General features: G+C 71.9%; 16 protein-coding genes. 2 read left to right on the top strand and 14 right to left on the bottom strand.

Annotated features, from left to right (window positions below; translation table 11 throughout):
• The 5 genes from dhaL to AC1DUE_RS08420 all read right to left on the bottom strand — a co-directional run.
• On the bottom strand, window positions 1-449 hold a 449-nt coding region (gene dhaL / locus AC1DUE_RS08440; RefSeq protein ID WP_477038954.1), incomplete at its 3' end, for a dihydroxyacetone kinase subunit DhaL.
• A gap of 72 nt (window positions 450-521) precedes the next feature.
• Window positions 522-1,517 (bottom strand): dihydroxyacetone kinase subunit DhaK, encoded by a 996-nt coding sequence (dhaK, locus tag AC1DUE_RS08435; RefSeq protein WP_477038960.1) that lies wholly within the window; start codon window positions 1,515-1,517, stop codon window positions 522-524.
• Between the two features lie 171 nt (window positions 1,518-1,688).
• Window positions 1,689-3,074, bottom strand: coding sequence for a bifunctional folylpolyglutamate synthase/dihydrofolate synthase (locus AC1DUE_RS08430; RefSeq protein WP_477038953.1), 1,386 nt, complete (start codon window positions 3,072-3,074; stop codon window positions 1,689-1,691).
• Window positions 3,071-6,280 (bottom strand): isoleucine--tRNA ligase, encoded by a 3,210-nt coding sequence (gene ileS, locus AC1DUE_RS08425; RefSeq protein ID WP_477038952.1) that lies wholly within the window; start codon window positions 6,278-6,280, stop codon window positions 3,071-3,073. Before ileS ends, AC1DUE_RS08430 begins: the two co-directional genes overlap by 4 nt.
• A gap of 278 nt (window positions 6,281-6,558) precedes the next feature.
• Window positions 6,559-7,056 (bottom strand): phosphoribosyltransferase, encoded by a 498-nt coding sequence (locus AC1DUE_RS08420; protein ID WP_477038951.1) that lies wholly within the window; start codon window positions 7,054-7,056, stop codon window positions 6,559-6,561.
• A gap of 54 nt (window positions 7,057-7,110) precedes the next feature.
• Here AC1DUE_RS08420 and AC1DUE_RS08415 point away from each other — a divergent pair, with 54 nt between their 5' ends.
• Both AC1DUE_RS08415 and AC1DUE_RS08410 read left to right on the top strand, forming a co-directional pair.
• The gene (locus tag AC1DUE_RS08415) at window positions 7,111-7,764 is read left to right on the top strand and encodes an HAD hydrolase-like protein (protein WP_477038950.1); all 654 of its coding nucleotides are present in this window, start codon (window positions 7,111-7,113) and stop codon (window positions 7,762-7,764) included.
• A gap of 82 nt (window positions 7,765-7,846) precedes the next feature.
• Complete coding sequence (locus AC1DUE_RS08410; protein WP_477038949.1) at window positions 7,847-8,602, top strand: MerR family transcriptional regulator; 756 nt, start codon at window positions 7,847-7,849, stop codon at window positions 8,600-8,602.
• 24 nt (window positions 8,603-8,626) lie between these two features.
• Here AC1DUE_RS08410 and AC1DUE_RS08405 read toward each other — a convergent pair whose 3' ends face one another.
• The 9 genes from AC1DUE_RS08405 to AC1DUE_RS08365 all read right to left on the bottom strand — a co-directional run bounded on the left by AC1DUE_RS08405 (window position 8,627) and on the right by AC1DUE_RS08365 (window position 19,316).
• Complete coding sequence (locus tag AC1DUE_RS08405) at window positions 8,627-10,438, bottom strand: ABC transporter ATP-binding protein (RefSeq protein WP_477038948.1); 1,812 nt, start codon at window positions 10,436-10,438, stop codon at window positions 8,627-8,629.
• Window positions 10,435-12,237 (bottom strand): ABC transporter ATP-binding protein, encoded by a 1,803-nt coding sequence (locus AC1DUE_RS08400; protein WP_477038947.1) that lies wholly within the window; start codon window positions 12,235-12,237, stop codon window positions 10,435-10,437. Before AC1DUE_RS08400 ends, AC1DUE_RS08405 begins: the two co-directional genes overlap by 4 nt.
• Window positions 12,238-12,327: 90 nt before the next feature.
• Complete coding sequence (locus AC1DUE_RS08395) at window positions 12,328-13,086, bottom strand: SDR family oxidoreductase (protein ID WP_477038946.1); 759 nt, start codon at window positions 13,084-13,086, stop codon at window positions 12,328-12,330.
• 29 nt (window positions 13,087-13,115) lie between these two features.
• Entirely contained in the window at window positions 13,116-14,429 is a 1,314-nt protein-coding gene (locus AC1DUE_RS08390) for an aminotransferase class III-fold pyridoxal phosphate-dependent enzyme (protein ID WP_477038945.1), read from the bottom strand.
• Window positions 14,430-14,517: 88 nt separating this feature from the next.
• Complete coding sequence (locus tag AC1DUE_RS08385) at window positions 14,518-15,684, bottom strand: ABC transporter substrate-binding protein (RefSeq protein WP_477038944.1); 1,167 nt, start codon at window positions 15,682-15,684, stop codon at window positions 14,518-14,520.
• A 110-nt stretch (window positions 15,685-15,794) separates the two neighbouring features.
• Window positions 15,795-16,577 (bottom strand): ABC transporter permease, encoded by a 783-nt coding sequence (locus AC1DUE_RS08380; protein ID WP_477038943.1) that lies wholly within the window; start codon window positions 16,575-16,577, stop codon window positions 15,795-15,797.
• Window positions 16,574-17,374 (bottom strand): ABC transporter ATP-binding protein, encoded by an 801-nt coding sequence (locus AC1DUE_RS08375; protein WP_477038942.1) that lies wholly within the window; start codon window positions 17,372-17,374, stop codon window positions 16,574-16,576. The genes AC1DUE_RS08380 and AC1DUE_RS08375 overlap by 4 nt, the downstream gene beginning before the upstream one ends.
• Window positions 17,371-18,303 carry an ABC transporter permease gene (locus AC1DUE_RS08370; RefSeq protein ID WP_477038941.1) on the bottom strand — a complete coding sequence of 311 codons (933 nt, stop codon included), beginning with the start codon at window positions 18,301-18,303 and terminating at the stop codon, window positions 17,371-17,373. Before AC1DUE_RS08370 ends, AC1DUE_RS08375 begins: the two co-directional genes overlap by 4 nt.
• A complete protein-coding gene (locus tag AC1DUE_RS08365; protein WP_477038940.1) occupies window positions 18,300-19,316 on the bottom strand; it encodes a TIGR03842 family LLM class F420-dependent oxidoreductase in 1,017 nt (338 codons plus the stop codon). The genes AC1DUE_RS08370 and AC1DUE_RS08365 overlap by 4 nt, the downstream gene beginning before the upstream one ends.
• Window positions 19,317-19,321 lie beyond the last annotated feature (5 nt).

Below are 19,321 nucleotides of genomic sequence, written 5' to 3'. Positions count from 1 at the left end.
GCGCCCGAGTCGGCGGCGGCGACGGCCGCCTCGACCGCGGGCGTCCACGCGTCGACCATCGTCTTCTCGCCGGTGTGCGCCTTGCCGCGCGCGACGATGCCCTCGAGCGCACCCTCGAGCAGGGCCACGACGCCGTGGCTGTCGAGCTCGGCGACGCCGGTGGCCTTCGCCGCGCGCAGGTAGGCGGTGCCGTAGAGCGGACCCGCGGCACCGCCGACCGTCGACATCAGCGTGGTGGCCACGAGCTTGAGCACCTCACCGATGTCGGCGGGCTGCTCCTCGAGCGCGTCGAGCTTGGCGGTGACGGCGGTGAAGCCACGGAACAGGTTCTCGCCGTGGTCCCCGTCACCGATCTGCCGGTCGAGCTCGATCAGCTCGGACCGGTGCTCGGTGACGGTCTGCGCCGACAGGCGCACCCACGAGATCGCCCACGCGACGTCCAACGTCATACCCACGCTCCCATCGACAGTTCCCGAGGCCGAGCTCCCCTGCGCCGCACCCATGGCGTCACCAACCGGCTGCTACCAGCGCAGCGCGGTCGTGTGCACCGGGGCGTCCCACAGGGCGGTCAGCTCGTCGTCCAGTCGGAGCACGGTGACCGATGCGCCCTGCATCTCCAGCGATGTCACGTAGTTGCCCACGAGCGACCGGGTCACGACGACCCCCCGCTCCTCCAGCAACGCGCGAGCCCGACGATAGACGACGTAGAGCTCGGAGGCAGGTGTGCCCCCCATGCCGTTGACGAAGAGGAGAACACTCTCGCCGGAGGCGAGGCCCAGGTCGTCGACGACCGGCGTCAGGAGCATCTCCGTGATCTCGTCGGCACTGGCCAGCGGGATGCGGCGCCGACCCGGCTCGCCGTGGATCCCGATGCCGATCTCGATCTCGTCGTCGGGCAGGTCGAAGCTGGGCTTGCCCGCGTGCGGCACGGTGCAGGCGGTCAGCGCGACGCCCATCGACCGCACGTTGGCGATGACCTTCTCCGCCACCGCGGTGACGGCGTCGAGGTCGTCCCCGCGCTCGGCTGCGGCACCGGCGATCTTCTCGACCGCGACGGTGCCGGCCACACCGCGCCGCCCGGCGGTCCACAGCGAGTCCTCGACGGCGACGTCGTCGTTCACGACGACGGTGCGCACGGTGACGCCCTCGGCGTCGGCCAGCTCGGCCGCCGTCTCGAAGTTGAGCACGTCGCCCGTGTAGTTCTTGACGATCGCGAGGACGCCTGCGCCCCCGTCCGACGCGTGCAGCGCCGGCGCGATCTGGTCGGGGGTCGGAGACGTGAAGACGGCACCCGGTACGGCCGCGTCCAGCATCCCGAGACCCACGAAGCCCCCATGCAGCGGCTCGTGGCCGCTCCCACCACCGCTGACGAGGCCGACCTTGCCGGCAACTGCGCCACCCGCACGCGTGACGAACCACGGGTCGCTGTGCACGGAGACGACGTCGGCATGCGCCGCCGCAAATCCCTCGAGCGACTCGGCCACGACGGTCTGCGGGTCGTTGATGAGCTTCTTCACTGCAGCCATCCCTTCCTTCGGGCGCCCACGGCGAGCGACCCGCGCACTTCCGTCCTCGGACCCCTTTGTCCCGACATGTTCACCTTGTGGGTGCCGGTCAGGGCCGTCAAGGTGAGAACGTGCGCCACCGGTGCACGTTCGTGCACCATCGCCCGAAGGGGTGATGCCCCCTCAGCGACGCCCGAGCAGCATCCGGGCCTCGGCGACGAGCAGGATCGACCCGGTGACGAGCACACCCGCTCCCCTGTCGGCCTCGCTCTCGGCGCGTGCGACGGCGAGGTCGAGCGCGTCGTTCAGGCGTTCGGCGACGTGCACGCGGTCCTCCCCGAAGATGTCGATCGCGGTCTCCGCGAGGTCGTTCGGATCCATCGCGCGGGACGTGGAGGCACTCGTGATCACCACCTCGGCGAGCAGGGGCTCGAGCGCCGCGAGGATGCCCTCGGGGTCCTTGTCCGCCATCACGCCGACGACGCCGACGAGGCGCTCGAACTGGAACGCCTCCTGCACCGCCTCGACGAGCGCCTCGGCTCCGGCGGGGTTGTGCGCACCGTCGACCAGGATCGTCGGGCTCGTGCGCACGAGCTCGAGCCGGCCCGGTGAGTCGACGTCAGCGAACGCGATCTCGACGACACCGGGATCCAGCGCGCGCCCACCGGTCATGAACGCCTCGACAGCGGTGAGCGCGAGCAGGGCGTTGTGCGCCTGGAACTGCCCGTGCAGGGGCAGGAAGATCTCCGTGTAGGTCCCGCCCAGGCCCTGCAGCGAGAGCAGCTGGCCGCCGACCGCGACCTGCCGGTCCACCACGCGGATGTCCACGCCCTCGCGGACCACCCGGGCGCCGTGCTCCGCGGCGACCGCGAGCAGCACGCCCTCGACGTCCTCGGTCTGCTCGGCGACGACGACCGTGGCACCGTCCTTGATGATCCCCGACTTCTCCGAGGCGATCTCCACGACCGTGTGCCCGAGGAAGCGCTCGTGGTCCAGGGCGATCGGCGTGATGATCGAGACCTCGCCGTCGGCGACGTTCGTCGAGTCCCACGCGCCGCCGAGGCCCACCTCGATGACGGCGACGTCGACCGGCGCGTCCGCGAACGCCGCGAACGCCATCACCGTGAACACCTCGAAGAACGACAACCGCGGCTCGCCCTTCTCGAGCGACCCCTGGTCCACGAGGTGCACGTACGGCGCGACGTCCTGCCAGACCTCGACGAACCTCTCGTCGCTGATCGGCTCGCCGTCGATCGCGATGCGCTCGGTGACCCGCGACAGGTGCGGGCTGGTGAACCGGCCCGTGCGCAGCCCGTGCTCGCGCAGCAGTCGCTCGACCATGCGCGAGGTCGACGTCTTGCCGTTGGTCCCCGTCAGGTGCACCACCCGGTACGCCTTCTGCGGGTCGCCCAGCAGCTCGCACACGGCCCGGACCCGGTCCAGGGTCGGGTCGATGTCGTGCTCCGGGGCGCGGCTCAGGATCGCCTGGTAGACCTCGTCGGCGGCCAGCCGGGCCTCCTTCTCGGCCTGACGACGCACGTGCTCGGCTCCGCTGCTGCTGCTGCTCACGCCTCGTACCCTCCACCTTCGACGGCCGCCACGGTGACCCGCAGCTCGGGCGACGCGTCCGCGACCTCGATCGAGATGGCGAGCGTCTCGCGGGCGATCGTGTCGCGGTGCGCCTCGACCGCCGCCAGGTGCTCGGCGGGCACGTCGAGCGTGAGCACGATGCGGTCACCCACCTGCAGACCGGCCGCCTTGCGGGCGTCCTGCACCGCGCGCACGACGTCGCGGGCGTAGCCCTCGGCTCGCAGCGCGTCGTCGAGCGTCAGGTCGAGCACGACGAACCCACCGCCCGGCAGCACCGCGGCGGCACCGCCCTCGGACCCCACGACGGTGGTCAGCTCGTACTCGCTCGGCTCCAGCGCGACCCCGCCCGCGACGACCGTCTCGCCGTCGACGCTCCAGTCACCCGCGCGGGCGGCCTGGATGACCGCCTGCACGCCGCGACCGAGCCGCGGACCGGCAGCGCGCGCGTTGACCGCGAGCCGCTGCGTGATCCCGAACCGCTCGGCGGTGCCGGCGTCCGCGGTGACCAGGTCGACGGCCTTGACGTTGAGCTCGGCCGCGAGCAGGTCGGAGTAGGGCGCGAGCGCGTCCGCGTCGTCGACCGCGACCGTGAGGCGGTGCAGCGGCTGGCGGACGCGGACGCCCGCCGCCTTGCGCAGCCCGAGGGCGGTGGAGGTGACCGCGCGGACCTGGTCCATCGCGCCGACGAGCGACTCGTCGGACGCGCCGGCCACCGGCCAGTCGGTCAGGTGCACGCTGCGACCGCCGGTGAGCCCGCGCCAGACCTCCTCGCAGACCAGCGGGGCCAGCGGCGCCATGACGCGCGTGAGCACCTCGAGAGAGGTCCAGAGCGTGTCGAACGCGTCGGCGTCCTCGGCCCAGAAGCGGTCACGCTGCGTGCGCACGTACCAGTTGGTGAGCACGTCGAGGTGCTCGCGCACCGACTCGCACGCGGCCGCGATGTCGTAGGCGTCCATCTGCGCGGTGACGTCCCGGACGAGGTCGTCGGTGCGCGACAGGACGTACCGGTCCATGGGCGCGAGGCCGGGGACCCGCTCCGCCGAGACCGCCTTCGCCCGGTACCCCGCGCCACCGTTCGCGGCGCCCGAGTACAGCGAGAAGAAGTAGTACGTGCTCCACAGCGGCAGCAGCACCTGGCGCACCCCGTCGCGGATGCCCTCCTCGCCGACGATCAGGTTCCCGCCACGCAGGATCGAGCTCGACATGAGGAACCAGCGCACGGCGTCCGAGCCGTACACGTCCCACATCTCGACCGGGTCCGGGAAGTTGCGCAGGCTCTTGGACGCCTTGCGGCCGTCGTCGCCCAGCACGATGCCGTGGCACATGACGTTGCGGAACGCCGGCCGGTCGAAGATCGCCGTGGCCAGGACGTGCAGCGTGTAGAACCAGCCGCGCGTCTGGCCGATGTACTCGACGATGAAGTCGCCCGGGTAGTGGTGCTCGAACCAGTCCGCGTTCTCGAACGGGTAGTGGACCTGGGCGAACGGCATCGAGCCCGAGTCGAACCACACGTCGAGCACGTCCGGGATGCGACGCATCGTCGAGGCACCCGTCGGGTCGTCCGGGTTCGGGCGCGTCAGCTCGTCGATGAACGGGCGGTGCAGGTCGGGCTCGCCCGCCTCGTTCGTCGGGACCCGTCCGAAGTCCGCCTCCAGCTCCGCCAGCGACCCGTAGACGTCGACGCGGGGGTGCGCGGGGTCGTCGGAGACCCACACCGGGATCGGCGTGCCCCAGTAGCGGTTGCGGCTGATCGACCAGTCGCGCGCGTTGGACAGCCACTTGCCGAACTGGCCGTCCTTGATGTGGTCCGGGGTCCAGCTGATCTCCTGGTTGAGCTCGACCATGCGGTCGCGGAACTCGGTCACGCGCACGAACCAGCTGGAGACCGCCTTGTAGATCAGCGGGTTCCGGCAGCGCCAGCAGTGCGGGTAGGAGTGCTCGTAGGTCTCGTGCCGCACGACGACGGACCGCTGCTCCGCAGGTGTGCGCGACAGCGGGCCGGTGCCCGCCTTGAGGTCCGCCGTGATCGGCTTGTTGGCCTCGAACACCTGCAGGCCGACGTAGTCCGGGACCTCGGTGGTGAACCGGCCGCGCGAGTCGACGGGCACGACCGGGGCGATGCCGACGGCCTCGCACGCGACCATGTCGTCCTCACCGAAGGCGGGCGCCATGTGCACGATGCCCGAGCCGTCCTCGGTGGTGACGAAGTCGCCGAGCAGCACCTGGTGGGCGTTCTCGTGACCGGCGAAGTAGTCGAACGGAGGCGTGTACCGGCGGCCCGCGAGGTCGCGGCCCTTCACGGTCGCGACGACGGTCGGCTCCGGACCCAGCTCCTTGGCGTAGGCGCCGACCCGAGCGGCAGCGAGGACCACCCGCTCCCCCGCGAGCTCGGAGTCGGGTCCCGGTTCGACCGTCACGTAGTCGACGTCCGGCCCGACGGCGATCGCCAGGTTGCTCGGCAGCGTCCACGGGGTCGTCGTCCAGATGAGCGCCAGCTCGCCGGTCTCGAGCCGCAGCCCGACCGTGAGCGCGGGGTCCTGGCGGGACTGGTAGACGTCGTCGTCCATGCGCAGCTCGTGGTTGGACAGCGGGGTCTCGTCGCGCCAGCAGTACGGCAGGACGCGGTAGCCCTCGTACGCCAGGCCCTTGTCGTAGAGGCGCTTGAACGCCCAGATCACCGACTCCATGAACGTCGTGTCGAGCGTCTTGTAGTCGTGGTCGAAGTCGACCCAGCGCGCCTGCCGGGTGACGTACTCACGCCACTCGCCGGTGTACCGCAGGACCGACTCGCGGCACGCCTGGTTGAACGCCGCCAGGCCCATCTCCTCGATCTGCGAGGTGTCCGTGATGCCGAGCAGCCGCTGCGCCTCGAGCTCGGCGGGCAGGCCGTGCGTGTCCCAGCCGAACCGACGCTCGACGTGGTGGCCGCGCATCGTCTGGTAGCGCGGCACGACGTCCTTGGCGTAGCCCGTCAGCAGGTGGCCGTAGTGCGGCAGCCCGTTGGCGAACGGCGGGCCGTCGTAGAAGACGTACTCGTTGCTGCCGTTCTCACCGGCGGGGCGCGCGTCGATGGACGCCTGGAACGTCCCGTCGGCGTCCCAGTAGGCCAGGACGTCCTTCTCGAGGGACGGAAGGTCCGGCGAGGCGGGGACGGACGCGGACGGGCGGTGCAACGGGTAGGCCACCGTACGGATCTCCTGTGGTCGGCACCCTGGGTGGGTGCGTCGCTCTCGGCTGCGAGGACGATGGGACCCGGACCGGCCGGGCTCTACCGCGGTACCACCTCGCTTGCCGGCTCCCCTTGCGGGTCGTCGACCACTTCGTAGCGGCTGTGACGGGCCTACCCGTCCGGTTCTACTAGGACCGTCTGACCGGCCCGTTCTTCCGGAGGCTCACCGGTGATGACCGGGTCGATGCCTGTGCGCACCAGGATATCGGCATTCACCCCGCCGTGCGCACCGCCTTATCCCGCTCGCCCCGCGGACGGCGTGACCGGCGGCTCGGCCGACCACGGGAAGACGATCCACCGGTCGGTCCGGCGCCAGACGTAGTCCGGCTCGACGATCGAGCGCGGCTTGGAGTACAGGACGGCGGTCCGCGCCTCCTCGCAGTGCAGCGACATGATCTTCTGCACCAGGGCGAGGGTCTCGCCGGTGTCCGCGACGTCGTCGACGATCAGAGCCCTCAGCCCCGACATCGCGTCCGTGTCGAGCAGCGGTGGCAGGACGACCGGGTCGGGCAGGCGCTCGTCGACACCCGTGTAGAACTCGACGTTCAGGGTGCCGACGGCCTTGGTGCCCAGCGCGTACGCGATGGCTCCCCCGGGTGGCAGTCCCCCACGGGCCACCGCGATGACGATGTCCGGCACGAACCCGTCGTCCACCACGGCCTGCGCCAGCTCCCGGGCCGCCGTCCCGAACAGGTCCCAGCCGAGCACCTCGCGCGCAGTCTCAGTCTCCATGCGGGCAGCGTAGGTCGCCGACGTTGCCGACGGGTTGCGGGCACACTCGTGCCCGTGACGACCCCTCTCTGCCTGCTCGATCTCGACGGCACCTTGACCGACTCGGCCCCGGGCATCACCGCGTCCGCCGCCTCCGCATTCCGGGCGCTCGGTCTCGAGGTGCCGTCCCGGGTGCAGCTGCGCTCCTTCGTCGGCCCGCCGATCACCGAGAGCTTCGTGGGGCATGGTGTGCCGGCGGCGCGCGCGGCCGAGGCGGTGCTCGCCTACCGCGAGGTGTTCGTCACGCGCATGATCAGCGACAACGCCCTGTTCGACGGGATCCTCGACACCCTCGACCAGCTGCGGGCCGCCGGTCTCACCTTGGCGGTCGCCACCTCGAAGCCCGCCGTCTACGCCCGGCCGATCTGCGACGCGTTCGGCATCACCGACCGGGTGGACGCGATCTTCGGCGCCCCGCTGGACGACACCCCGTCGACGAAGGCCGACGTCGTCGCCGCGGCGCTGGCGGCGTTCCCCGTGGCGTCTCCTGTGCTGATGGTGGGCGACCGCGAGCACGACGTGCTCGGCGCTCGGGCGTGCGGGGTGGACACGGTTGGTGTGACGTGGGGGTACGCGGCTGACGGTGAGCTCACGGCGGCCGGCGCGGTCGAGCTCGTCGACGACGTGCGCGACCTCGCGGCCGTGGTGCTCCGACGGCTCCAGTCCTGAGGCGCCCGACGACTTGACCTTGACGCTGCGTCAACTCTTACCGTGGATCAGGACAGGAACGGTCCGCGACGAAGGAGGGCACGTGGAGGCGTCGATCCAGCAGGTCGCGCGGCTCACGGGCACGACGAGCCGGGCGCTGCGCCACTACGACGCGCTCGGACTGCTCGAACCCAGCCGCGTCGGCGACAACGGCTACCGCTGGTACGACGAGGACGCACTGGTGCGGCTCCAGCGGATCCTGCTGCTGCGGGACCTGGGCCTGGGCCTGCCGGACATCCGGCGGGTTCTCGACCAGGAGCAGGACGAGACGACGGCGCTCCGGCGCCACCTCGACCGGCTGCGCGGCGAGCAGGAGCGGCTGGCGCGGCAGATCGCGTCGGTCGAGCGGACCATCACGGCACGACAGGACGGAGGGCCACTCGTGGCCGAGGACATGTTCGACGGGTTCGACCACACGGTGCACCGGGAGGAGGTCGAGCAGCGCTGGGGCGCGGAGGCGTACGCCTCCTCGGACGCCTGGTGGCGCGGCATGAGCGAGGCGGAGCGTGCTGCCTGGAAGAAGCAGACGGCAGAGCTCGCCGCGCGGTGGACGGACGCCGCTCGGGCCGGCACCGCACCGGGTTCCGACGAGGCACAGGAGCTCGCCGCACGACACGTGGCGTGGCTGGGAAGCATCCCCGGGACCCCCGGGTACGGGACGTCGCCTGTGCGTGCCTATGTCGTCGGCCTGGCCGACATGTACGTCGCGGACGAGCGCTTCACCCGCACGTACGGCGGCGTCGAGGGTGCGACCCTCGTCCGGGACGCGCTGCACGAGTACGCCGCACGACATCTCTGAACACGCGCGGCGCTCGGTCGGGTCTCAGGGGCCCGGCACCCGCTCGAGCGAGCGCTGCCAGTCGGCGTGCAGGGCCGCGAACCGCCCGTCGTTCGCGACGAGCTCGGCCGGCGACCCGTCCTCGACCACGCGACCGTCGTCGACGACGAGCACCCGGTCCGCACCCATCACCGTCGACAGCCGGTGCGCGATGACGACCGAGGTCCGGTCGGCGAGCAGGGTGGTCAGCCCCTCCTGGACGAGCGCCTCTCCCGGCACGTCGAGCGAGCTGGTCGCCTCGTCGAGGATCAGCAGGGCGGGATCGGCGAGGAACGCGCGCGCGAACGAGACGAGCTGGCGCTGGCCCGCCGAGAGGCGCACCCCTCGCTTGTCGACCTCGGTGTCGTACCCGTCCGCCATGCTCATGATCAGGTCGTGCACGCCCACGGCCCGCGCGGCCGCCTCGATCTCGTCGGGCGCGGCCCCCGGCCTGCCGAGCGCGATGTTCGCACCGATGGAGCCGGAGAAGAGATAGGCCTCCTGGGTCACCATGACCACCGCCCGGCGCAGGTCGGTCGGCTCGATCGTGCGCAGGTCCAGGTCGTCGAGCCGCACCGCCCCCGCCCGCACGTCGTAGAACCGCGCCAGCAGCTTCGCGACGGTCGACTTGCCGGCGCCCGTCTCCCCCACGAGCGCGACCGACTGGCCGGCCGGGATGTGCAGGTCCAGCCGGGGCAGCACGGTCGGACCGGTGCCGTACCCGAACTCCACCCCGTCGAACCGGACGTCGCCGCGGGGCGCCGCCAGACGCACCGGCTTGGTGGGTTCCGGCACGCTCGGCTCCTCCGCGAGCAGGTCGGCGAGCTTCTCGAGCGCCGCCGTCGCGGACTGGAAGGAGTTGTAGAACATGCCGATCTGCGCGAGCGGCAGGAAGAACCGGCGCGCGTAGAGGACGGACGCGACGAGCACCCCGACCTCGAGGCTGCCGTCGACCGCGCGCAGCCCGCCGACGAGCAGGACGGCAGCCACCGTGACGTTGCCGATGAGCACCAGGCCGGTGTCGAACACGCCGTTGAGCCGGATCGCCTCGGCCGTCGTGCCGCGATAGGTCTCGGCCAGCTCGCCGTAGACGCCCTCGACCTCGCGCTCGCGCCGGAACGCCTGGACCGCGCGGATGCCGGTCATCGTCTCGACGAACCGCACGATCAGGCGCGCCACCGCCGTGCGGTTCTTGCGGTACTGCACCTGCGACCGCACCTGGAACCACCGCGTGAGCAGCACGCCGGGCACGACCGCGACAAGGAGCACGAGGCCGCTGCGCCAGTCGAGCAGCACCAGCGAGACGGCCGTCAGGATCATGGCCAGGACGCCTGTGGCGAGCGTGGTCACCCCGCCGTCGAGCAGCTCGCGCAGCGCCTCCACGTCGGACGTCTGTCGCGAGATGATCCGCCCGGACGTGTACTGCTCGTGGAACTCGAGGCTCAGGCGCTGCGTGTGCCGGAAGACCCGGCGTCGCAGGTCCAGGAGCATCGTCTGGCTGACCCGGGCGGACGCGCGCACCGTCGCCGCGACCAGCAGGCCGCCGAGCAGCGCGGCCACGAGGTAGGCCGACGACGCCAGCACGAGCGGTCGGGCGTCGCCGTCCCGCATCGCGGGCAGCGCGTGGTCGATGCCGTAGGCGACCAGGACCGGGCCCGCGACCGCGGCCAGCTGCGAGCCGACGACGAGCGCAGCAGTCCACCAGGCCGCCCCGGAGACCGGATGGACCAGCGACGACAGGAGGGCGAGCGAACGCTTGCGCAGCCGTCGGGACTCGACGCGCGTGGGGGCGTCGTCGCGGGACTCGGCGTCGCTCACGAGCTCACCTCCTGCACGTCGCGCTCGGACAACGCGGTCAGGACGTAGCGGTAGTGCGGATGCGTCGCGAGCAGCTCTGCGTGCCGGCCGACCCCGGTGATCCGGCCCTCCTCGAGCACCGCGACCCGGTCGGCGAGCGCGACGGTCGAGGGCCGGTGCGCGACGACGAGCGTCGTCGTGCCGGTGAGCATCGCCCGCAGCCGCGCGGTCACCGCCGCCTCCGTCGTGACGTCGAGCGCCGAGAGCGGGTCGTCCAGGACGAGGACGCGGGGTCGCACCGCGATCGCGCGCGCCAGGGCGATGCGCTGCCGCTGACCGCCCGACAGGCTGAGCCCCTCCTCGCCGATGACCGTGTCCAGCCCGTCGGGCAGCCCGTACGCGAAGCCGGCGCGCGCGACCTCGAGCGCCTCGTCGACGAGCGCGTCCGCGGCCGGGCCGGTGAGGTCGGTGCCGAGCAGGACGTTCTCGCGCACCGACGCGGAGAAGAGGATCGGGTCCTCGAACGCGACCGAGACCGCACGGCGCAGGTCCTCCCGCGTGAGGTCACGGACGTCGACGCCGTCGATCCGCACGGTCCCGTCGGTCACGTCGTAGAGCCGCGGCACCAGCTGCAGCAGGGTCGTCTTGCCGCTGCCGGTCAGGCCGACGAGCGCCATCGTCTCGCCCGGCTCGAGGCGCAGGTCGACGCCCTCCAGCACGGCGGGGCTCGTCGCCCCGGGATGCGCGAACCCGACCCCGACCAGCTCCACCACGGACCCGGCACCGCTCGCGGGCGGGAGCGACGCGGGCCGGGCCGGGTCCTGGACGGTGGGGGCCGTGTCCATCACCTGCATGTACCGGTCGGTCGCCGCGCGGGCGTCGAGCGTCATCGCGAGAAGCATGCCGAGCCGCTCGACGGGGTTGTTCACCACGGCCGCGGTCGCGAAGAACGCGACCAGCGCACCGACGCTCAGCCGCCCGTCCGCGGCCAGCGTCACCCCGATCGCGAGCGAGATCGCCAGCACCGCCTCCGGGATGGCCCCCAGGGCGAACGACACCCGGGACAGCGTCCGGGCCTTGTGCACCTCGGTCGTGCGCAGCTCGTCGGCCTGCCGGGCGAAGTCGTCGAGGGCGTCCTGCCCCCGGCCGAACGCCTTGAGCACGCGGATGCCGTGGACCGACTCCTCGACCGTCGTGGCGAGGTCGCCCGCCTGGTCGCGCGCGAGCCGGGCGACCGCCTTGTAGTCCTCGCGGAACCGGAACCCGAGCCAGATCATCGGCACCGCGCCCGCGAGGTAGACCAGACCGAGCACCGGGCTCGTCCAGATCATCAGCCCGACGCCGACGAGCACCGTGGTCGCGCTGACCAGGAGCATGACGAGGCCGAAGACGGTCCAGCGCCGGATCGTCGACAGGTCCGACATGATCCGGGACAGCAGCTGGCCCCCGGGCCACCGGTCGTGGAACTCGACCGGCAGGTCGAGCAGGTGCCGGAACAGGTCGGTGCGCATGTCCCGCTCGACACCCGTCCCGGGCGTGAGGATCAGGGCGCGGCGGCACCAGACGAGGAACGCCTCGAGGATGCCGAGCGCCAGGACGACCAGGGCGCCGAGCACCACGCCGCGCGCCGAGCCGTTGGTGAGCAGCGGCCCGTTGACGATCACCCGCAGGACCTGCGGGACGGCGAGCGCCAGCAGGCTCGCGCCGAGGGCCGTCAGGCCGCCGAGCGCGATGCGCGGGAGCGCGGGCCGCGCCCAACGACGCAGCTGGAGCAGTACTCGTGTGGTCGAGGGCGGTCGGGCGGATGTTGCGTCAGGCACCCGTTCACCCTACGTAGCCGGTCGGACATCCACGTCCCGGATTCCGCGCCGCGGACCGACGCAGCCCCTCGGCGCGGGGCTGCGTCGTGCTCAGGCGGTGGTGCGGGCGATCTTGGTGTTGCTGGCCTGCGCGACCGGCCGGACCACGAGGAGGTCGATGTTCACGTGGGCGGGGCGGGACAGGGTCCACGCGATCGCGTCCGCGACGTCGTCGGCGACGAGCGGCTGGTAGCCGTCGTACACCGCCGCAGCCCGTTGTGCGTCACCGTCGAAGCGGACCAGCGCGAACTCGTCGGTCGCGACCGCACCGGGCGCGATCTCCAGCACGCGGATCGGCTCGCCGACGATCTCCCAGCGCAGCGTCGTCGCGAGCATCCGCTCGGCGGCCTTGGCGCCGGTGTACCCCGCGCCACCCTCGTACGCGCCGTAGGCGGCGGTCGAGGTCACGACGACCACGTCTCCCCCGCCGTCGGCGCGCAGCTGCGGCAGCACGGCCTGCGTCACGCGCAGCGTGCCGAGCACGTTGAGCTCGTACATCCGCCGCCACTGGTCCAGGTCGGCCTTCTCGACGGGGTCGAGGCCGAACGCCCCGCCCGCGTTGTTGACGACGGCGTCGAGCGGTCCGCCGGAGGCGACGAACTCCGCCAGCCGCGCGACGTCCGCGTCGTCGGTCACGTCCGCCACGAACGTCTCCGCACCGGTCTCCTGCGCGAGCGCCTCCAGCCGGTCGGCCCGGCGGGCTGTCGCGACGACGTCCCAGCCCTCCGCCCGCAGCCGGCGGACCGTCGCGGCGCCGATCCCGGACGACGCGCCCGTCACCAGGGCGCGACGGATCGTTCTGGGCAACATGTGGTGGTGCTCCTCGGGTCGTGGTGGAACTAGACGGACGCGGCGACCTCGTCGAGCGCCTCTTCGAGCAGGCCCAGCCCCGTGGCCGCCTCCTGCGCCGTGACGACGCACGGCGGCACGACGTGCACGCGGTTGTCGGCCAGGAACGGGAGCAGGCCGCGGGACAGGGCGGCGGCCTTGACCTTGCCCATCACCGCCGGCTCGACGGGCTGGTGGGTGTCCTTGTCGCGCACGAGCTCGATGGCCCAGAACACCCCGAGGCCGCGCACCTCGCCGACCAGCGGGTTGCGCTGTGCGAGCGCCGTCAGGCCGGGTCCCAGGACGTCGGCACCGATCGCGGCCGCGTGCTCGACGATGCCCTCGTCGGCCATCGCGTCCAGGGTCGCGACGATGGATGCCATGGCGAGCGGGTGGCCCGAGTAGGTCAGGCCGCCGGGGAACACCGCGTCGTCGAACGTCTTGGCGATCGGGTCGCTGATGATCACGCCGCCCGCCGGCACGTAGCCCGAGTTCACGCCCTTGGCGAAGGTGATGAGGTCGGGGCGCACGTCGAACGCGTCGAACGCGAACCAGTTGCCGGTCCGCCCGAACCCGCACATGACCTCGTCGAGGATCAGCAGGATCCCGTACCGGTCCGCGATCGCGCGCACGCCGGCCAGGTACCCGGGCGGGGGCACGAGGACGCCGGCCGTGCCGGGGATCGTCTCCAGCAGGATCGCCGCGACGGACGCCGGACCCTCCGCCTGGATCACGCGCTCGAGGTGGTGCAGCGCGCGCTCCGACTCCTGCTCGGGCGTCGTCGCCCAGAACTCCGAGCGGTACAGGAACGGCCCGAAGTGGTGCACGTGCCCGCGCGCGAACTCGTTGGGCACGCGCCGCCAGTCGCCTGTCGCGACGACGGCCGCGCCGGTGTTGCCGTGGTACGAGCGGTAGGCCGAGACGACCTTGTCGCGGCCGGTGTGCAGGCGGGCCATGCGGATCGCGTTCTCGTTGGCGTCGGCGCCGCCGTTGGTGAAGAAGACGCTCGAGAAGCCCGCGGGTGCGTGGGACAGGATGCGCTCCGCGGCCTGCCCGCGCGTCAGGTTGGCCGTGGCCGGCGCGATCGTCGTGAGCGTGGCGGCCTGCTCCTGGATCGCCGCGACGACGCGCGGGTGCTGGTGGCCGATGTTCACGTTGACCAGCTGGCTCGAGAAGTCGAGGTAGCGCCGGCCGTCGTGGTCCCAGACCGTCGAGCCGAGACCGCCCGCGATCACCAGCGGGTCCAGGTGCGCCTGCGCGGACCACGAGTGGAACACGTGGTCGCGGTCGAGCCGGAGCGCCGTGGCGCCGTCCTGCGAGGTCATCTTCGTCGCGCTCCTTCGTCGTGCCGCGGCCTGCCGCGGGCGGTGACCCCGTGAGGCCACCGCCCGCGATCCTGCCCTACGTGCCGGTCTACTTGCCTCCGGCCTCCAGTGTGACGTCGATCGGGGCGAAGTCCGCACCGGTCACGTCCACACCCTCGTCCTTCAGCGCTGCGAGGGCCTTCTCGACGTACTCGTTGGTGTACGAGTCCTCGCTCGGTTCCGTGGTGATGACGGTCGCGCCCTGGTCGTTCTTGGTGTGCAGGGCGATGTCGACGGTCTGGTCCCACGCGGCCTTGTCGATCATGCCGATGCCGTCCGGCGACGGCCAGATCAGCTTGTTGATCTCGTTGGTCTGCCACAGCTGGTGGCTGTTGCCCAGCTGCGAGCCCTGGGCAACGACGATGTCACGCGCCTTCTCGGGGTTGTCCCGCGCGAAGATCCAGCCCTTGAGGCTGGCCTTGATGAACTTCTCGGTCGTCGCCTGGTACTCCTCGTCGGACGCGAGCTTCTCCGAGTTCGCCCAGATGGCGTCCTGGAGCATCGACGTGCCCTCGTCGTTCCAGTTGATCGTGTTGAAGTCGTCGGCCGTGTAGAGCTCGCCCGTCGCGGGGTTCGTCGACTCCAGGAGCTGGGCGTACTCGTTGTAGGTCATGGCCTGGGCCGCGTCGATCTCGTTGCCGAGCAGCGCGTTCATGTCGAACTGCTGCTGCACCAGCGTCACGTCGGTGGCCGGGTCGAGGTCCGCCTTCGTCATGCCGGCGAAGAGCTCGAACTCGTTGCCGTAGCCCCAGTTGCCCACCTTCTTGCCGGCGAGGTCCGCCGCGGTGGTGATGTCCTCGTCCTTGAACGAGACCTGGAGCGTGCCGGACTTCTGGAAGATCTGGGCGACGTCGGTGATCTCGGCGCCCTGCTCGCGCGAGGCCAGCGCCTTGGGCACCCACGCGATCGCGTAGTCGACCGAACCGTCGGCGAGGACGGACTGCGGCACGATGTCGACGCCGCCCTCGATGATCTGCACGTCGAGGCCCTCGTCGACGTAGTAGCCCTGGTCGAGCGCCGCGTAGTAGCCCGCGAACTGGGCCTGGGTGAACCACTGCAGCTGCAGCTTGACCGGCGTGAGCGGGTCGACCGACATGGCCGGGCCGTCCGTGGGGGCGTCGGCGGAGTCGTCACTGCTGCCGCACCCGGACAGAGCCAGCGCTGCCGCGGCCCCCAACGCCGCCACGCTCCACGCCGTACGTCTGGTGTGTCTCATCGTCATCCCTTTCGTTGGCTGCCTCGGACCGCTTCTGGATCGGCCGGCCTGGCCTCGCTGACAGGCGGGACGTGCGTGGGGCTCTGCTCGTTGGCCCCTGGCGGGGGAGCTCAGCCCCCGGTGCGACGAGCCGCCGCGCGTTCGAGCGCGAGGGTCGCCAGGTAGAAGACGAGCCCGAGCACGATCGCCCCGAGCACGAAGGCCCACGCGCGGGCGTAGGCACTGTTGGACGCGGCCGACGTGATGCGCGAGCCGAGCCCGTTCTGCAGGCCGCCGAAGTACTCGGCGACGACCGCCGCGATGACACCGGTCGACGACGCGATGCGCAGACCCGTGAAGAAGTAGGGCAGCGCGCCGGGGATGGTCACGGTGCGCGTGATCTGGCGAGGCGTCGCGGCGTAGGCCCGCAGCAGGTCGCGGTGCACAGGCTGCACCTGGCGCAGGCCGCGCAGGGTGTTGACGAAGATCGGCGCGAACACCACGACCGCCACGACGAGCCGGCGCGGTGTGGTCGAGGTGGTGCCGAACATGGTGTTCAGCGCCGGCGCGAGCGCGACGATCGGCATGACCGAGACCGCCGCCGCGGTGGGCGACATGAGCGTGTCGACCATCCGGCTGCGGGCCGCGACGATCGCCGCGAGGACGGCCGCCGTCCCGCCGACGAGGAGTCCGACGAGCACGTTCAGCCCGGTGGCGAGGGCGGCCGACCACACGAGCGGGACCACCTGCCGGAGCTGGTCGACGATCGCCGTCGGGCTCGGCAGCAGATAGGGCTTGATCCCCGTCACGACGACGAGCGCCTGCCAGAGCGCGAGCGCGAGCAGCCCGAGGAGCACGGGCGCGAGCCAGCGGACCGTCGAGCGACGGCGGGCGCTGCTCGTCGGGGTGGTCATCGCAGGTCCACCCCCGCGGCCGGGATCGCGCCCGAACCGTGCAGCGCCTCGCGCACCGCCGTGACGGCGGCGAAGAACGAGGTGTCCTCGCGCAGCCCCTCGGTGCGTTCGTCGGCGAGCGTCACGGGGACGACGGCCGTGATCCGGCCGGGCCGTGGCGACATGACCACCACCCGCTGCGACAGGAACACCGCCTCGGGGATCGAGTGCGTGACGAAGACGACCGCGGCGCCGCTCTCGCCGCAGATCCGCACGAGCTCGGTCTGCATCCGCTCCCGCGTCATCTCGTCGAGCGCGCCGAAGGGCTCGTCCATGAGCAGCAGGTTTGGCCGCTCGGCCAGCGACCGGGCGATGGCGACGCGCTGCTGCATGCCGCCCGAGAGCTGGTGCGGGAAGTGCCCGGCGAACTCGTCGAGACCGACGAGGGCCAGGAGCTCGGCCGCCCGCGCCGCCCGCTCCTTCTTGCCCACGCCGTGCAGCTCCAGGGGCAGCTCGACGTTGCCCGTCACGTCCCGCCAGGGCAGCAGCCCGGCCTGCTGGAACGCGATGCCGTAGTCCTGCGCCTCGCGGGCCGCCTGCGCGGTCTTGCCGAACACGCTCAGCTCGCCCGTCGTCGGCTGGTCCAGGTCGCCGATCAGCCGCAGGAGAGTCGACTTGCCGCAGCCCGACGGTCCGATGAGCGAGACGAACTCCCCCGCGTCGACGGTCAGGTCGATGCCGTCGAGCGCGACGACCTCACCCGCGCGGGACGCGAACGTCTTGCCGATCCCCCGGGCGACGACTGCGGGCGCGTTCATGAGACCTCCGCGTGACGGTAACGACCGAGCCCGAGCCCGAGCAGCGAGACGAGCCCGGCGGCGAGCAGGCCGAGGACCGCGGCGCCGGCGATCGCGCCCCAGGGCTTGGCCGGGTCGCCGCTCGCCGACTGGGCGTAGCTGATGATCATGCGGCCGATGCCGCCCTTGGTCCCGGTGGACACCTCCGCGACGATCGCCCCGACCACCGCCGTGGCGGCTCCCAGGCGCAGCGCGGGGAGCAGGTACGGGACGCTCGCGGGGATCCGCAGGCTGCGCATCGTGCCGGTCCACCCTGCGGCGAGCGAGCGGAAGAGCTCGACCTGCGCGGCCGGCGGCGACTGCAGGCCGCGCAGCGCACCGACCGCGACCGGGAAGAACGCCAGGTAGGACGCGATGAGCGCGACCGACATCCAGCGCTGCCACTCGAACGAACCGACGTGGATCTTGCCGCCCCATCCCACGACGAGCGGCGCGAGCGCGATGAGCGGGACCGTCTGGCTGAGCACGACCCAGGGCAGCAGCGCCGACTCCGCGACCATCCAGCGCTGCATGAGAGCCGCGATCAGGAAGCCGCCGACCGACCCGAGCACCCAGCCCGCGAGCGCGACCCGGAACGTGAACCAGCACGCCTGGAACATCGCGCTGAGCACCGTGGGCGATCCGACCGCGGAGGTCTCGGGCTCGAGCATGCGCTGCACGATCGTCCACACGTGCGGCATCGCGACGTCGTCGGTCCGCGGCAGCACGCTCGCGCCGAGGAGGTGCCCGCCGGTGTCCGGCACGACGGCCTTGACCAGCTCCCACAGGACGGCCAGCAGGACGACCGCGAGCAGTCCGACGGCGATCCGTCGGCCGACGCCCCTGGAGGCACGCGGAGGCGCGGCCGGTGTCCCGACCGGCGCGCTGGTGCTCGTCGCGAGGTCGGTCATCCGGTGGCGACGACCGACGTCGCCATGCCCGGGATGACGTGCTCCCCGTACTGCCGGAGCGTCTCCTCCTTGTTGTCGTGCTGGAGGTAGCCCGCGAACTGGGTGACGCCCAGCGCACGCAGGGCCTCGAGCTTCTCGACGTGCTCGGCGGCGGACCCGAGGATGCAGAACCGCTCGACGATCTCGTCGGGAACGAACGCGGCGTGCGTGTTCCCGGCCCGGCCGTGCTCGTTGTAGTCGTAGCCATCGCGGCCAGCGATGTAGTCGGTCAGCGCCTTGGGGATCGTGGAGTCGGTGCCGTACCGGGCCACGATGTCGGCGACGTGGTTGCCGACCATCCCGCCGAACCAGCGGCACTGCTCCCGCATGTGCTCTCGGTCGTCCCCGACGTACATGGGCGCGGCGATGCAGAACTGGATCGCGTCCGGGTCCCGGCCCGCCTGCTCGGCGGCGTCCCGGACCACCTTGATCGTCCAGGCGGCGATGTCGGGGTCGGCCAGCTGCAGGATGAACCCGTCGCCCACCTCGCCGGTGAGCTTCAGCGCGAGCGGACCGTACGCGGCGACCCAGATGTCGAGCGCCGATCCCTTGGACCACGGGAACTGGACCTTGGCGTCGTTCACCTCGACCGCCCGGCTGTTGGCCAGCTCGCGGATGACGTGGATCGAGTCGCGCAGGGTGGCCAGGTTCGACGGTCGCCCGTGCAGCGTCCGGACCGCCGAGTCGCCCCGGCCGATCCCGCAGATGGTCCGGTTGCCGTACATCTCGTTGAGCGTCGCGAACAGGGACGCGATGACCGTCCAGTCGCGCGTCGCCGGGTTGGTGACCATCGGCCCGACCATGACCTTGCGGGTGGCCGCGAGGATCGCCGAGTAGATGACGAACGGTTCCTGCCACAGGAGGTGCGAGTCGAACGTCCACACGTGGCTGAACCCGTACGTCTCCGCCTGGCGGGCGAGCTCGACCGTGCGCGAGGCCGGCGGGTTCGTCTGCAGCACGACACCGAAGTCCATCTGGG

The sequence above is a fragment of the Cellulomonas sp. P4_A2 genome (assembly GCF_056402515.1).
The sequence above is the reverse complement of the archived record's forward strand: the minus strand, read 5'-3'. Positions and strand labels throughout refer to the sequence as shown.